Source organism: Acinetobacter sp. TWP2-2-3, assembly GCF_049896445.1.
Lineage (GTDB): Bacteria > Pseudomonadota > Gammaproteobacteria > Pseudomonadales > Moraxellaceae > Acinetobacter.
Map to the genome: position 1 here is coordinate 205,721 of NZ_JAFCUI010000002.1, position 15,015 is coordinate 220,735.

Below are 15,015 nucleotides of genomic sequence, written 5' to 3' on the forward strand. Positions count from 1 at the left end.
GTTATACACTCCGTTTCAAATAGGATTGAGCGATTTTCAGATAAATACTGCTCGCTTCGCTTAGTTTTTCTTTTAGGCTCAGATTGCTTGGATATTCTTTAACTGCCAGTTGTGCCACCATTTTCGGCAAAATCAGTGCTTCCATTTTATTCAGGCAACGTACCAGACGAATGGCATTGGAAATATCGCCATCAGCAATCATACGGTCATTGGCAAAAGCTTGAGAGGTACTTTCCTGAAAAGAAAATACCAAAAAGGCATGGTGCAGATGTTTAAAGGTAATGATCAAATCAGGTGCTTTTTCCAGATTTTTGACCAGTTCCAGCTGTTTGTCCTCAGTGACCCGCGCCACAAAGGCCGGGCCATGCGGAAAGACTTTCATGGAAAGAGTGAAATTTTCTGGAAAATGGGCCACTTCCTGTTTGATTTCTTTATCCACCTGACTTGCCATGACCAGACCTCGGCCAATCACATCCATCATGAGTTTGACATAGGCAAGCTGCAAAGCGGGTTTTACGGATTTAGTCGCAATCACGTGATGATCCCTATCTCAATATTATTAGTTTAGAGTAAATACTCTAATTTATTTGGGGGTAAAATGCAAAGGCTTTATCTTTGCTCGACAGTTACTTGCTTAAAGTACCCGTTGTGACGCAAAGTTTCAATAATTTCAGTGCACAACTGGCTGAATTGGGGTGGTTGCTCGAGCAGGTCACTCATGCGTACCATTTCCAGTCCTGCATAGCCACAAGGGTTAATGGTGTTGAATCCGCTCAGATCACAATCTAGATTTAGGGACAGACCATGGTAGCTACGGCCTTTGCGAATTTTAAAACCGAGTGAGCCGATTTTACGTTCAGCCACATATACACCAGGTGCATCCGGTTTGGCATAGGCATCAATGCCATATTTTTTTAGCAATTCAATCATCAGGTTTTCAGCATAAGACACCAGCGTGCGCACATTCCAGCCCAGACGATTCAGGTCGAACATGAAGTAAGCCACCAATTGACCGGGACCATGCCAGGTCACCTGACCACCACGATCGGTCTGAATCACCGGAATATTGCTTGGTATTAAAATATGTTCCGGTTTGCCTGCCTGACCTTGAGTCAGTACATCCTGATGTTGCAAAATCCACAATTGATCCGGGCTATGTTCATCACGGGTTTCCGTAAATGTTTTCATTTCCAGAAAACGATCTTCATAAGGTGTGAGGTCGTGATATTGACGAATGATCAGCTCGGGCTTTTGCAGCACATCAGTCACAGGAAGTGTCCTTGGTAATTATAAAAAACTGGTCATAATTATAATGATTTCGGCATGAAATAGGGGTGAGATCAGCAATATTTCATGGGTATCTTAGCGCTGTATAGGCATAAAAAAAACACGCCCGGAAGCGTGTCTTTTGTATTTTCGATTACAGTGCTGTTTTAATTAGCGGGCAAGCGGCCAAATCTGCATATACTGCATGAACCTGTTCCAGTTCCAAAAAGCGCAGTTGTGCGGTAATGGAATGGTATTTTCCAGTACGTGATGGCGTAATACTGACGCTATCACCTTCAAAATCTGGAAAATGTTTCAGAAAAATGTCGATGACAGCATGACGCAATTCATCGCCCGCAAGGCCAATCAGTTTAATCGGATAATCCATAGGGAAAACCCAAAGATGTTCTTGAAGTTCACGAGATGGTGTACGGTCTAACATGGTAGTCCCCCTGATTTGAAACGCCTGCAATCATGCAGGCGTTTGGGTTTGTCTTGGCTACTTAAATGGAGACTGATGATCAAATTTCAAGTCTCCAGAATAAGCATCAAATCTTAATCATTCTCAAGGAATGAACGTAAGTGTTCTGAACGCGATGGATGGCGAAGTTTACGCAGCGCTTTCGCTTCAATCTGACGAATACGTTCACGTGTTACGTCAAACTGTTTGCCCACCTCTTCCAAAGTATGGTCAGTCGGCATGTCGATACCAAAACGCATTTTTAGGACTTTGGCTTCACGTTCAGTCAGGTTTTCCAGAACTTCACGTGTCGCTTCTTTCAGGCCTTCAGACGTTGCCGCATCAATTGGTGAAGTGATGTTGCTGTCTTCAATGAAGTCACCCAGATGTGAATCTTCATCATCACCGATCGGTGTTTCCATCGAAATTGGTTCTTTGGCGATTTTCAGTACTTTACGTACTTTAACTTCGTCCATTTCCAGACGTTCGCCCAGTTCTTCAGGAGTCGGTTCACGACCCATTTCCTGTAGAAGCTGACGAGATACACGGTTGATCTTGTTGATCGTTTCAATCATGTGTACCGGAATACGAATGGTACGTGCCTGATCCGCGATCGAACGGGTAATCGCCTGACGAATCCACCAGGTCGCATAAGTCGAGAATTTATAACCACGACGGTATTCAAACTTGTCTACGGCTTTCATCAGACCGATGTTACCTTCCTGAATCAGATCCAGGAATTGCAAGCCACGGTTGGTATATTTCTTCGCAATCGAAATTACCAGACGCAAGTTCGCTTCAACCATTTCTTTCTTGGCACGACGTGCTTTGGCTTCACCGACGGCCATACGTTTGGCAATGTCTTTAATGCCTTTTACATCAAGGCCAAGCTCTTTCTCGATATCGGCAATTTTTTGCTGGAAGGCCAATACGTCTGGACGTACTTTTTCCAGATAAGCTTTCTGGTCTGCAGGTGTTTTTGCGATCTGCTCATCTAACCAGGCTGGATTCGATTCTTGGCCCGGGAAGCTGGTACGGAACTGGGTGCGATCCATACGGCCACGACGTACTGCATAACGCATCACTTCACGTTCTGCACCACGAATTTGATCATGGGTACCACGAATCATTTCAGAAATGATATCAAATAGACGCGGGGTAAATTTGAACATCATGAATACAGTTGCAAGTGCCTGCAAAGCTTCTTCAGCCTGTTTGCTGTCACGACCATGTTTTTCAATAGTTGCTTTGGTATTCAGCCACGCATTTTCCAGTTCAGTAAAACGCGCTTTAGCAATTTCAGGATCTGGACCAGAATCTGCTTCTGATTCATCATCAGAATCTGCTTCTTCTTCCTCTTCATCATCGTCCAGTTTTACATCTTTGGTCGATTTTTTCGAGTCAGTCTCATCTTCAGCAAGAACCGCTTCTTCTTCTAGAACTTCAGGAATTTCTTCATCTGATTCAGGATCTAAATAACCTGATAAAAGGTCAGCAAGACGGCGTTCACCCGCTTCATAATCTTTGTATTCTTGCAGTACCACTTCTACCGCATTCGGCCAGTAAGCAATCGAGTGCAAAACATCACGAATACCTTCTTCGATGCGTTTTGCGATGCTGATTTCGCCTTCACGAGTCAGAAGTTCTACTGTACCCATCTCACGCATATACATACGTACAGGGTCAGTGGTACGACCTGGCTCGTTTTCTACCGAGGCAAGTACGGCTGCAGCTTCTTCTTCTGCAACTTCATCCGCCGCTTCTGCAGTATCTTCGAACATCGTATCATCAGATTCAGGCGCGCGATCATGTACCGGAATACCAACGTCATTCAGCATCTGAATGATGTCTTCAATCTGCTCGCTTTCTGTGATGGAGTCCGGCAGATGATCGTTAACCTCAGCGAAGGTTAAATAACCTTGTTCTTTGCCTCGGCTAATCAGAGCCGCTACTTGAGAAGTAGGGGAAGTCATATCGCTCATCTTTTGCTTACTCTTCGTTGAATCTGTGGCAGTAAAAAACCGTACAATGCTGCACGATTTAAGCTCGTTAAATTTAGTGAATAGCCTACATATTTCATCAGTGAATTCAGCATTAAAGCTGTCTGATAAAATATTTAAAATGAAATTCAGTAATTTAAGATGGGGGTGAATTTGTTGTTTTCAAGTTCATCCCATGCGTGTCTGTTTATGACTCAAAAAAGGAGAATCAAAAAACATAAGGACGCAGGGTGGATTATATCATGGCACACAATTGAGACAGAAAAAACCCCTAATTACAAATTAAAAATACGAAAATCCAAATAAAACTTGACTTGTTATTTTAGGCACGATAAATAGCGCTTAAATCCTTTTACATTTTTCACTCATGAGGAAGTTTTAGTGTCTTCTACAGATTTTGAACTAGATGATAACTTCGGTGAAGATGATGTTAATTTCGATGAGGCTTCTAGCAAGCTCAGTGCTAAAGAGTCGTTGGAAAAACGTCGTCTGATCGATGATCTGCTGACCCAACGTCGTTTAGAGCGCGAACTCAAAGATTTTGACTATGACTTCGACGATGATGACGATTTTGACGACGAAGATTAACGAATTCGGATTTAGCATAGCCTGAATAAATGCTATGCTAAACCTTTCGGTTTTCTAAGTTTGGATGTTAGATGAGTGCTTTAGATTTAGACCTGTTGAGTGAATATCTAGATGGTGACCAAAATGAACATGGTCTAGATTTCGCGGCAACCCATGGTTTCTTATGTGCTATTGCAGTAGGCCCAAAATTCGACAAATGGTTAGACGAACTTTTTGATAGTAATCAAAAGAAAGTGCCTGCAGAAATCATCACTCAGGTGCAAGCATGGTTAGAGTCTATTCGTCAAAGCTTAGCCAATGAAGAAGGGATTACGTTCCCGTTTGAAATTGAAGAAGCAGATACTGAATCAAGCTTGGGTGACTGGAGTGTGGGCTTTGTAGACGCCATGTTCCTAAACGAAGACGCTTGGTTTACTGAAGAATTTGAAGAACAACTGGTGGATTTAACCCTGCCAATCATGGTCTTCAGCGGCATTGATGATGAAGATCCACAAATGGAAACTTTCCGTCGCAATGGTCAGTTAATGGATGAACTTGCAGAAGAAATTCCAGAAAACTTAAATGAATTGTATCTGATGTATCACACTCCAGAATAATTCATAAAAAAAGCACCGCAGGGTGCTTTTTTTAGCTTTGGCCTTTTTGCATCTTTGAGATCTACTCGACCCTATTTTCTTTCCAAGCCTGTACGCTTCGTCAGACTATAGCGTGCATAAGCATTGTAGGCGATATGAAACAGCAAGGCATGTAAGGCAATGCTTGCAGCTACCAGGAATGAATTTGTTCCTCTTCCTGTATAGGTGATGGTTCTATAAATCTCATCTGTCTGCGGGTTCATCCAGATGACCACAACTAAAAAGATAAACCCGAATGTCATGGCAATAATAGTGGAGCCCCAGACCAGTTTGCTTTTCTCTTGCTGAGTCGGCAAACGAAGTTCTTTCTTAACAAAGTATCGGGCACTGAGAAAGGCAGAAGCAATCAGGGCAGGAATCAGCAGAATGGCGCCCAGATTGAATACATAGATGAATATGCCTACCAATAGAACCAAGGTCAGATAAACGGTGGCAAAATATTTAAGATAATGCGACATCGTTTTAATCTCCTTAAGGGATCTTCCTCAGGATGGACGATTTTTACGCTGCTGTCTACGGTAGAAAATCCAGATAATAATTACCACAACAATGGCAATAATCACATAACTGACTTTACTGAAAATTTGCTGCATCAAATGCTGGTTTTCGCCAAAATAAAATCCGACACACGCCAAAAATGTGGTCCAGATGATGGTTCCAAGTGCGCTATAAAACATAAATTTCCAGAAGGGCATATGACTCATGCCAGCAGGAATGCTGATCAGCGAGCGAACCGCAGGAATCATGCGGCCAAAGAACACAATCCGGTGACCATAATGCTCAAACCAACTCAATGATTTTTTTACATCTTCTGATTTAATAAATAAATATTTGCCATAACGATCGACAAATTTAAAAATAGAATCATGGTTAAATTTATAGCCAATCCAGTACAGCAAGGCGGCTGCCAGCAGGGAGCCGATACAGCCGGACATGATTACCCCGACGAGTATTAACTCGCCCTGAGAGGCTGAATAGCCCGCGGAAGGCATAATAATTTCGGAAGGGATTGGCGGGAAGACATTATCCAGGAACATGAGCAGAGCAATGCCCCAGTAGCCCAGTTGCTCCATAACGGAAATAATCCATTCGGTCAGATTCATATGATTGGCAAAATAAAAAATACTGCCTGTATCCTAAGCAGTATTTTTTGTGCGGTAAAGTCTTGGAATATAAATGATCAGGCAGAATTAGCTATGCGTCAGGGTATAAATATAAACTTTACGTAAGAAATAGGCCAAGCAGATCGGCAAAATACTTAGCAGGATAAAATGCATGATGCTGGTATTGATATGGTAACCAATGAAAAGCGCCAAGATCGCGCCAATAACGGTTCCCAGGATAACGACGAACAGATGTGATTGCTGTTCAAGCTCTTCAGAAATTTGATGAAGCCGTTGCAACTTTATATTTTCTTTTGGTTGAAATTGAACCAGATTGTCTGAATCTCGAGCAAGTGAGCCTGCCATTTTATATTCCTTTTCACTTAAAAATTTCAGTTAATAATGAAAGACTTAGATTGTAAATTACCGTATCATTAGACTAACAATCTTGTTTGGAAAAAAATGAGGTTCTTGGTAAGGAATTGGTAAGAGTTTTATTGCTGTTGTGATTTTTATGTAAACAAAAAACCCTCCGAAGAGGGTTTTTATATATTTCATTACAAAAGGCCAAATTAGAGGCGTTTGCGTTTTGCTGCTAAAATTTGTGATTGACGCATACGGAAACCTTCTTTTTGTTTCTCCGAGGTTTTGTCAATACAGTACACACAAGAGACACCATGTTCATAACTTGGGAGGGCAACTTCTTCTGGAAGTAAAGGCCAGCCACACGCATGACACTTGGTATTTTGGCCTTCTTCAACACCGTGCGTTACGGCAGTACGACCATCAAACACGAAGCATTCACCTTCCCACATGCTTTCTTCAGCCGGGGTTTCTTCCAGGTATTTCAAAATACCGCCTTTCAGGTGATAAACTTCAGTGAAGCCTTCTTGAAGAAGTAAAGAGGTTGATTTTTCACAACGAATACCACCTGTACAGAACATGGCAATTTTCTTGTCTTTGTGCTGTTCCAGATTATTTTTCACGTATTCAGGGAATTCGCGGAAGCTTTCAGTTTTCGGATCAATCGCGCCTTTGAACGTACCTGCTTTGTATTCGTAATCGTTACGGGTATCAACCAGAATCACGTCATCACGTGCAATCAGTTCGTTCCATTCTTTTGGATCAAGATAGTGACCGACTAAATCACGCGGTTTCACTTCCACGCCTAAAGTCACGATTTCTTTTTTTAATTTAATTTTCATTTTACGGAATGGTTTTTCAGAACTGTCAGATTCTTTGTATTCCATTTCGTTAAAACCTTCATTCAGAAGGAACTGGTGAATTTGATCAATCGATGCACGGTCGCCTGCAACCGTACCGTTAATGCCTTCACCTGCCACAATTAGAGTACCGCAAAGGTTGATGGATTTTACCAGGTCCAGAAGACGTTGCTGAAGATCGGCAGGATCTTGAACTTCTTTGAATTGATAAAGTGCGGCAACAACCCAACCAGTCGTCGCTTGCTGTTCTACAGGTGCAAGCTGTTCTACAGTAGCGTTCATGGAATACTCCAACGTAGCATGATAATTTGAAAGGCGCATATTTTAGCTTGATTCGAGTGAATAAGCGAGTAAAACGCAAGTCTTTTAACAGGCTTCAATTCATGGGAGAGAGCGTGTATAGTCATGCCCGGCCCAGGATTTTGTGCAGTGATGCAGATACTGAAAGTTGCAGTATCTTTGGAGTGTGTTTTGAGTTCAGATCGTCGTATTGCGTCTTTAACCCCATGTGCAGGGCGTTGCTCGACCGTATTTGGTGATGCGGTATGTCGTGGTTGTCGCCGTTTTAATCATGAAGTGATTCACTGGAATACGTATAGTGCTGAGCAGCATCGAGCTGTGTGGCAGCGACTGGATGCACAGCTGGATCAGATTCTGGTGCCATTGTTACCGCATGCCGATCTTGTCAAAGTGCAGGCCTTTGTGCTGTCGAAACGGGTGCGCTTGCGTGATGATGCTTCTAAAGGGCGCAAGCTGTATCATGCTTTAAAGCTCTGTGAAAAAAATCGGCATTTTACCGACGATAGTGGTTTAGGCATCCATTATAAGCAGGTGCGTCCGCTCTGGGACGAGTTTGAGCGCCGGATCTTGGCCTTGGCTACCGCCAGTTATGATCTGGCTTTTCTGCGGGCAGATGGCATCAGTCAGCATCTGATTCAGATGGAAGAAGAGGACGAGTAGGTCCTCTTTTTTTATGCTGACTATATTAGACAAGGAGGAATGGGGTGAATATTACCGAATATCTGCTGTATTGTCTGGCCGTAGTAATCATGATCGCGACGCCCGGACCAGTAATGTTACTGGTCGCTAGTGCTGGGCTCAAAGGCGGCTATAAGCATGCCTTGCAGACTATTTTCGGGACTAACTTTGCCTCACTGGTTCTGATTGGTTTATCCATTCTCAGTCTAAAAGGTCTTCTGGTTGTTAACGAAAATTGGCTGAATGGCATTAAGCTACTTGGCTGTTTGTATATTGCCTGGCTGGGAATTCAGATTTTCAGGGAAGTCTGGCAAGGGCAGGGATCAACTGGACCACAAAACCTGCAGCCCGTACAGGGTGGCTTTCGTACCGGTTTTCTGGTAGGTATTTCTAATCCCAAGGATATTATTTTCTTTGCCGCCTTTTTTCCGCAATTTATAGGCATTAGCCCAAACCTCGATTTAAGCTTGGTGATTCTGACAATTAGCTGGATTGTTCTGGATTTTCTCACCCTGTCACTGGTGTATCTGGGTTTTCAGCGATTATCTCGGTCTCAGCTTTATCCGCATTTACTTGGGCTATGTGGCTTGATCTTGTTAATGGTTGCACTGTATGGGATTTATTCCATCTTCAGTTAATTCAATCAATATATACGACACAAAAAATCCCGGACCAAATGCCGGGATTTTCTTTTTAAATAGACTTATATATTGTGTTGCTGGCGGTACTGTACCAGTTCATCAATGGTAATTAGGCTCAGTTGATGCGTCTGTGCATACGAGAGAACTTGAATACCAGAAGCCATGCTGCCATCCGGATTAGTCAGTTCACACAACACGCCGGCAGGTTTTAAACCAGCCAGACGCGCAAGGTCAATAGTACCTTCAGTATGACCACGCCGGGTTAAGACAACCTTCACGGGCGCGTAATGGGAATACATGACCAGGACGATTCAGATCACTGGCAACTGCGCCGTCTTTAATCGCTGTTTTAATTGTAGTCGTGCGGTCTTTGGCAGAAACACCGGTTGTTACACCCTCTACTGCTTCAATACTTACAGTAAAGGCAGTTTTAAACTGGCTAGAGTTATCTTGTACCATTGGTGGTAACTCTAAATGGTTTGCCAGCTCATCAGTCAGACATAAGCAAACGATGCCGGAACCATCACGAATCATACGCGCCATGGTTTCTATAGTTAAAGTTTCAGCTGCCACAATCAGATCGGCTTCATTTTCACGGTCAAAATCATCCATGACCAAGACAGGTTTGCCTTGGCGGAGATCTTCGAGTGCCTGAAGGATACGTTGTTCAGCAGGGGCTAAAGCAGAAAAGAAAATTTCGGGTTGAATCAAACTTGACATTGAAATGCTCACCTAAACTAAAAATATGATTGAACATTTCAGGACTGAGTGAAAATAGGCTTATAGCAAAAACAGGTGTATGCACGGCATACAGCCTTGGTGCTGCTTTCGTCTTCTTTCATCCGGACTATACCGTCGGCTCTGGATTTGCACCAGATCTGCAGATCAATCGAAATTGACCGCTCGTGGGCTAATTCAAGCCTAATTATAAAAAGCTGAAATTACCACCGGTGGGGAATCACACCCCGCCCTGAAGCGATGTAAGAACATTATAGTCCTGATTTTAAAAAGATGGGATAGTTGAAATGGAAAGTAATTTGCAGAATTTTAGATAAACAAAACAGATAATCTGAATTACCCAGGTTTTTAGCAAAATACTGGAAACATGCTATGGTGTGAGGAAGATTAGAAATCCTTCAATCATTCTAACAATGCATAAAACTGAGCTGATCCGAAATAATCAATTTTCGCCCTTGCTGTTCTGCAATGTAGAAGTACTACGTTATTTAAAAATCTTGGGCTTAGCACTCATCACGGTCAGTTTGCTGTATTTAATGGCAGCGAACTGGTGGATGCTGCCGGATCCGGTTCAGCTGGCAATCCCGATGCTGATTTTACTCTGTAGTGCAACAGCAAGTATTTACTTCGACCAGCAGGAATGGGTGAGACAGAGTCTGGATACAGTATCTGGTCTCATGCTGGGTTTAAGTCTGGCAATGATTGGGCAGATTTATCAAACTGGCGCAGATAGTTATCTGTTATTTTTGCTCTGGTCAGCCTTGCTCTTACCATGGCTCTATCGCTCCAATATTGGCATTTTTGTCATGCTTTGCGTAGTGAGCCAGCTGACGTTGTATCTGTATTTTAAACAGAGCTTCTGGATGGGAAGAGCAGAAGGGTTGTATTTGCTCGGTCTCAATTTGCTGACAGCACTTAGCTTTGCGTATGCCATGCGCTATTACGCGCTGCTACGTTTTCTGTTTATCGCATTTGTGATCGTGATTTCGATCAGCAGCATGATGCAGTTTATTCATCACTCTAAGCTGATCTATTTAGCTTCTTCAGTTGTTTTACCGACAGGTGCCGCATTTTATTTTTATAGGAAACATCAGGCGCTAGAAGCCATTCTTCTCATTGCAGGTTTGGCTGCCAGTGTGAGCTTATGGGTATTTGAACTGGTTGAAAATCAACTGACCAATTCAGCTACTGGACTATTTGTGCTAGCTGTGCTGATTTTTGGCTGGTTTGCCTTAATTAGTTTTGCTTTAAATAGAATTTTTCCACAAACCAAATTTTCTGTGATTCCTTTGGCACTCGGTGCCTGGATTTCGGGGATTATTCTTGCAGTCCTGTTACTGACTTACTGGGAAGCATTTTCGATTTTAATGGGGATCATTTTTATAGGCATCGCCTGGAAACTGCTGGGTCAGCAGGCTTCAGTTTTTATGCACCAGTTTGCCTATTGCTTGTGGATCTGTGGTCAGGCAGCAGTTTTAATTCATACAGAACTGCTGACCGACAGTATAGTTGTAGTCTGGCTGCTGCAATTATTAATGCTGGGGCTTACTACCATCAAACGGATGCACTGGTCTATTTTGACCCTACAGCTGCTGATGACGCATGCATTAGCAATCGTGGTTCTGGTCTTAGAGAATTCTTTTAAACATGATGACATGGTGATCAGTATCATACTCAGCTTGAACTATGTCATTTTCATCGGAATATTCCTAACAGCGCGTTATTGGCAATCTTCGCATTATCAGAAAAGTATCTTTCTCTGGATGATTGCCATGCTGACAGGTTCAGCGGTGGTTCAGGCGGTGACCGGATTAGAGCACTGGCACAGCATTGGACAGATCAGCTTTGACCAAGTCCTGTTATTTTATATTCTTCCGAGCTTATTGTTGTTCAGTTTTATTTGGCAAAACTGGCAACAATTTTCTGAAAAATGGCTCTGGTTAATTCCGGTTCTGGGTTTATTACTGATCCTGCTGGGCTATTTTGAAATTTTTATCATTATGCTGCTCATGGCCTGGGCTGTAGTCTATCAGCAACGACTGATGCAAGCTCTGTCGATTTTATTGCTGATCTTCTGGTTATGGATGCTGTATTACAATCTGGGGCTGAGTTTCCTGGTAAAGAGCCTAACGATTTTCATCTCAGGTCTTATGGTTTGGTGCATGGTCTATGGCTTAAAGCAGGTAAGGATTAGACCTGGTCAGGAGGAAACTGCATGAAAAAGTTTCTTCCTCTGATTTTGGCCGGATTCAGTATTCTGCTCTTTGTGGGATTGATCCTGAAACATGAACATCATTTAGTGAACAGCCAGTCCATTTTCGTCGAGCTTGCTCCGTTCGATCCGCGCTCAATCTTGCAAGGCGATTATATGGTACTGAATTATGAGCTGCATTTCGAGGGTGATGCTGAAGCGGATCGTGGAGAAGAGGGTAGTTTAGCGGATAAGAAAATTGCAGCCTTAGAAAAGCATATTCAGGATCAGACACATCTTCTAAGCTATGTACAGCTAGATGATCAGCATCGTGTGATTCAAACTAGCATGGATGAAAATCTTTTAAAAACTCATCAGGGAACTTCCGCGCGTTTGCTTCTAAAAAATCCTTCCAATCGATTAGCCAATTTATATCCGGCAGCGAGTAGCTTTCTGTTTGCAGAAGGATTGGAGCCGTGCTATCGCAACGCAAAATATGCCGAGATTAAAGTTAAAGATAATGGACAGGCTTTATTGGCGAATCTGGTGGATCAGAATCTGCGAGCTTTAAATTGCGAAAGCCAAAAAGACTGGGTACAAGGCGGTTAATTAAGATCTATTTTTAGAAGTATTTTTCAATAAAAAAGCCCGCAATGTGCGAGCTTTTGGGTATCTGGTCTGATCAGATTATGCGACTTGTACCGGAATACAGTTGGCGGTGTGGCTGACTGTATTATTTGGGTTAGCATAAACCAAGCGAGGCTGATGGGCATTCGCTTCAGCTTCAGTGAAATCGCCAAAGGTTGCAATAATCACGATATCGCCTACATCGGCTTGATGCGCAGCGCCACCATTGACTGAAATGATGCCTGAATTGTCTTCGCCACGAATTGCATAAGTTGCAAAACGTTTACCATTGGTCACGTTCCACACATGAATTTCTTCGTATTCACGAATGCCAGCCAAATCCATCAAAACGCCATCAATTGCACATGAACCTTCATAGTGTAGTTCTGCATGTGTAACGTGAGCGCGGTGAATTTTGCATTTTAATAAACGAGATAGCATGGCTAGCGTCCCCTGAGTTGACCTAAGAGTTTGATCATTTGGTTAAATCAATCTTGCTTGCTGTATGGTGAACAATCGAGCAAACGCATTTTGCGCTTAAATAAACTTTCTGGCAAGCGGAATTGTCCAGCAATTTTTGAATGTTTAGTTCGGCTTATATGCGTTGATTTGATTCATGGCTTGCTGTACTTCACCGTTCACCAGCATTTTTGTGCGGGCGAGGGCATGGGAAATCGCATCATCCATTAAGTTCTGTTCGCTGCTAGGTGCTTTACTGAGCACATGACCGGAAACACGGTCTTTGGCACCAGGATGACCAATTCCAATACGCAGGCGATGGAAGTTTGAACCAATATGCGGAACGATATCGCGTAGACCATTATGACCACCGTGACCACCGCCAGTTTTCAGGCGAATGACACCAGGATTCATGTCCAGTTCATCATGGGCAATCAGGATCGATTCAGGTGCGATATTGTAGAATTTGGCGAAAGGAACAACACTTTTACCGGAAAGGTTCATAAAGGTTGTCGGTAGAAGAAGACGGACGTCTTGACCTTCGATATTGCCACGACCGCTAAATCCATTGAATTTTGGGTCTTTTTTGAGGGTAATGCCATATTGGTCTGCAAGGCGTTCTACAAACCAGAAGCCTGCATTATGGCGGGTTTGGGCATACTCAGAACCTGGGTTACCCAAACCAACAATCAGTGAAATATTTGACACTAATTACACCATTAACACTTATGCGCGTTTGAAGTCAGCGTGCATAGGTGTGTTTTTAGCTGGGTGACGTTGTAACGCTTGGATTTTAACGCTTTCAACTTTACCGTCTACATCAATTTCGATAACTTCTTCAAAGAATGAATTGTTTTCTAAGAATTTAACAAGCTGACGAAGCTCAACAGTAATTGCTACAGGAGCAGCTTCACCACCGTAGATGATTGCAGGAACTTTAGCTTGAAGACGAAGGCGGCGGCTCGCACCTTTCCCTTGAACTGTTTCTTCACGTGCTGCTGCGTTTAATACGAAGTTTGCCATGATAGACATCCTATTTAAGTTAAATGAACCAGACTTGCGACCAGTCTGGTGAGTAAAAGCCCTACCAAATGGCAGGGCTTTGAAAATTCAGCGCTCTATTATAGATAAGAATCGAACATTGCGCTAATAGATTCTTCGTTGTTAATACGACGAATCGTTTCGGCAACCATGCTGGCTACTGAAACCTGGCGAATCTTGCCCAGTGCTAAAGCTTCATCAGAAAGAGGAATGGTATCAGTCACAACCAGTTCATCAATCACAGAATTCTTTAAGTTTTCAAGCGCTTTACCAGAAAGTACTGGATGCGTTGCATATGCAACAACCTTGCGAGCACCGAAAGTTTTCAATGCATCAGCAGCTTTGCATAGCGTACCAGCAGTATCTACCATGTCATCAACGATGACACAATCACGATCTTTTACATCGCCAATCAAATGCATCACTTGTGATTCATTCGCTTTTTGACGACGCTTATCGATGATTGCAAGATCGATATCGCCCATCTGTTTCGCAACAGCACGTGCACGCACTACACCACCCACGTCAGGTGAAACCACCATCAGGTTGTGATGCGATTGTTGACGCAAGTCAGCAAGTAGGGCTGGTGTACCGTAGATGTTGTCTACAGGGATATCGAAGAAGCCTTGGATCTGGTCAGCATGCAAGTCGATCATCACCACACGGTCAACGCCTACAGTAGTGAGCATGTCTGCTACAACTTTTGCAGTGATTGGAACACGTGCTGAACGTGGACGACGGTCTTGACGAGCATAACCAAAATAAGGAATCACGGCAGTAATACGACCCGCACTTGCACGACGCAAAGCATCAGCCATCACCAAGATTTCCATCAGGTTATCATTAGTTGGGGCACAAGTAGGTTGTACGATAAATACGTCTTTACCACGAACGTTCTCAGTAATCTCGACAGCAATTTCACCGTCAGAGAACTGACCTACAGAGGCAGCGCCTAGAGGAATATGTAAGTGACTTACGACTTTTTGAGCGAATTGTGGATGCGCAGATCCACTAAAAACGACAAGATTGGGCATGAAGCACCCTTGGCGGTTGGGATATATGGGA

General features: G+C 43.1%; 18 protein-coding genes, 1 pseudogene and 1 riboswitch. Of the genes and pseudogenes, 6 read left to right on the forward strand and 13 right to left on the reverse strand.

Annotated elements, in window-relative coordinates:
* Position 1: 1 nt before the first annotated feature.
* The 4 genes from ACP7AK_RS04365 to rpoD form a co-directional block, all read right to left on the reverse strand.
* Positions 2–535, reverse strand: a complete 534-nt coding sequence (locus tag ACP7AK_RS04365) for a hypothetical protein (RefSeq protein ID WP_180037094.1) — start codon at positions 533–535, stop codon at positions 2–4.
* A 74-nt stretch (positions 536–609) separates the two neighbouring features.
* Complete coding sequence (gene lipB / locus ACP7AK_RS04370) at positions 610–1,269, reverse strand: lipoyl(octanoyl) transferase LipB (RefSeq protein ID WP_425878781.1); 660 nt, start codon at positions 1,267–1,269, stop codon at positions 610–612.
* A gap of 151 nt (positions 1,270–1,420) precedes the next feature.
* Positions 1,421–1,708 carry a YbeD family protein gene (locus ACP7AK_RS04375; protein WP_004280625.1) on the reverse strand — a complete coding sequence of 96 codons (288 nt, stop codon included), beginning with the start codon at positions 1,706–1,708 and terminating at the stop codon, positions 1,421–1,423.
* Between the two features lie 113 nt (positions 1,709–1,821).
* Positions 1,822–3,756: an RNA polymerase sigma factor RpoD gene (rpoD, locus tag ACP7AK_RS04380; protein WP_224215688.1), complete on the reverse strand. Its 1,935-nt coding sequence runs from the start codon at positions 3,754–3,756 to the stop codon at positions 1,822–1,824.
* 351 nt (positions 3,757–4,107) lie between these two features.
* Here rpoD and ACP7AK_RS04385 point away from each other — a divergent pair, with 351 nt between their 5' ends.
* On the forward strand, positions 4,108–4,314 hold the full coding sequence (locus tag ACP7AK_RS04385; RefSeq protein ID WP_004280622.1) for a PA3496 family putative envelope integrity protein: 207 nt from the start codon (positions 4,108–4,110) through the stop codon (positions 4,312–4,314).
* A 71-nt stretch (positions 4,315–4,385) separates the two neighbouring features.
* A complete protein-coding gene (locus ACP7AK_RS04390) occupies positions 4,386–4,910 on the forward strand; it encodes a YecA family protein (RefSeq protein WP_004280621.1) in 525 nt (174 codons plus the stop codon).
* A 71-nt stretch (positions 4,911–4,981) separates the two neighbouring features.
* On the opposite strand, the gene ACP7AK_RS04395 is transcribed toward ACP7AK_RS04390, so the two are convergent.
* The 4 genes from ACP7AK_RS04395 to ACP7AK_RS04410 form a co-directional block, all read right to left on the reverse strand.
* The gene (locus ACP7AK_RS04395) at positions 4,982–5,407 is read right to left on the reverse strand and encodes an ABZJ_00895 family protein (RefSeq protein WP_195725711.1); all 426 of its coding nucleotides are present in this window, start codon (positions 5,405–5,407) and stop codon (positions 4,982–4,984) included.
* A gap of 27 nt (positions 5,408–5,434) precedes the next feature.
* On the reverse strand, positions 5,435–6,052 hold the full coding sequence (locus ACP7AK_RS04400) for a DedA family protein (protein WP_004731893.1): 618 nt from the start codon (positions 6,050–6,052) through the stop codon (positions 5,435–5,437).
* A gap of 87 nt (positions 6,053–6,139) precedes the next feature.
* Positions 6,140–6,418: a hypothetical protein gene (locus tag ACP7AK_RS04405; protein ID WP_004280617.1), complete on the reverse strand. Its 279-nt coding sequence runs from the start codon at positions 6,416–6,418 to the stop codon at positions 6,140–6,142.
* Between the two features lie 206 nt (positions 6,419–6,624).
* Complete coding sequence (locus tag ACP7AK_RS04410; protein ID WP_004645789.1) at positions 6,625–7,557, reverse strand: rhodanese-related sulfurtransferase; 933 nt, start codon at positions 7,555–7,557, stop codon at positions 6,625–6,627.
* A gap of 189 nt (positions 7,558–7,746) precedes the next feature.
* Between ACP7AK_RS04410 and ACP7AK_RS04415 the strand changes: the two genes are divergently transcribed.
* Both ACP7AK_RS04415 and ACP7AK_RS04420 read left to right on the forward strand, forming a co-directional pair.
* On the forward strand, positions 7,747–8,235 hold the full coding sequence (locus ACP7AK_RS04415) for a DUF1289 domain-containing protein (protein WP_086044935.1): 489 nt from the start codon (positions 7,747–7,749) through the stop codon (positions 8,233–8,235).
* 44 nt (positions 8,236–8,279) lie between these two features.
* Positions 8,280–8,891 (forward strand): LysE family translocator, encoded by a 612-nt coding sequence (locus tag ACP7AK_RS04420; RefSeq protein WP_086044566.1) that lies wholly within the window; start codon positions 8,280–8,282, stop codon positions 8,889–8,891.
* Positions 8,892–8,956: 65 nt separating this feature from the next.
* Here ACP7AK_RS04420 and ribB read toward each other — a convergent pair.
* A pseudogene (gene ribB / locus ACP7AK_RS04425) lies at positions 8,957–9,614 on the reverse strand (3,4-dihydroxy-2-butanone-4-phosphate synthase).
* A gap of 106 nt (positions 9,615–9,720) precedes the next feature.
* Positions 9,721–9,875, reverse strand: a riboswitch (FMN riboswitch).
* A gap of 170 nt (positions 9,876–10,045) precedes the next feature.
* On the opposite strand from ribB, the gene ACP7AK_RS04430 reads away from it, so the two are divergent.
* Positions 10,046–11,851: a DUF2157 domain-containing protein gene (locus ACP7AK_RS04430; protein ID WP_425878786.1), complete on the forward strand. Its 1,806-nt coding sequence runs from the start codon at positions 10,046–10,048 to the stop codon at positions 11,849–11,851.
* Positions 11,848–12,432 (forward strand): GDYXXLXY domain-containing protein, encoded by a 585-nt coding sequence (locus ACP7AK_RS04435; protein ID WP_005106315.1) that lies wholly within the window; start codon positions 11,848–11,850, stop codon positions 12,430–12,432. Before ACP7AK_RS04430 ends, ACP7AK_RS04435 begins: the two co-directional genes overlap by 4 nt.
* A gap of 78 nt (positions 12,433–12,510) precedes the next feature.
* Here the strand turns inward: ACP7AK_RS04435 and panD are convergent, their stop codons facing one another.
* From panD to ACP7AK_RS04455, 4 genes are all read right to left on the reverse strand, one after another.
* A complete protein-coding gene (gene panD / locus ACP7AK_RS04440) occupies positions 12,511–12,891 on the reverse strand; it encodes an aspartate 1-decarboxylase (protein WP_004280606.1) in 381 nt (126 codons plus the stop codon).
* Between the two features lie 144 nt (positions 12,892–13,035).
* Entirely contained in the window at positions 13,036–13,617 is a 582-nt protein-coding gene (gene pth / locus ACP7AK_RS04445) for an aminoacyl-tRNA hydrolase (protein ID WP_004645783.1), read from the reverse strand.
* Positions 13,618–13,635: 18 nt separating this feature from the next.
* A complete protein-coding gene (gene rplY / locus ACP7AK_RS04450; RefSeq protein WP_425878789.1) occupies positions 13,636–13,932 on the reverse strand; it encodes a 50S ribosomal protein L25 in 297 nt (98 codons plus the stop codon).
* A gap of 98 nt (positions 13,933–14,030) precedes the next feature.
* A complete protein-coding gene (locus tag ACP7AK_RS04455; protein ID WP_005103975.1) occupies positions 14,031–14,984 on the reverse strand; it encodes a ribose-phosphate pyrophosphokinase in 954 nt (317 codons plus the stop codon).
* Positions 14,985–15,015 lie beyond the last annotated feature (31 nt).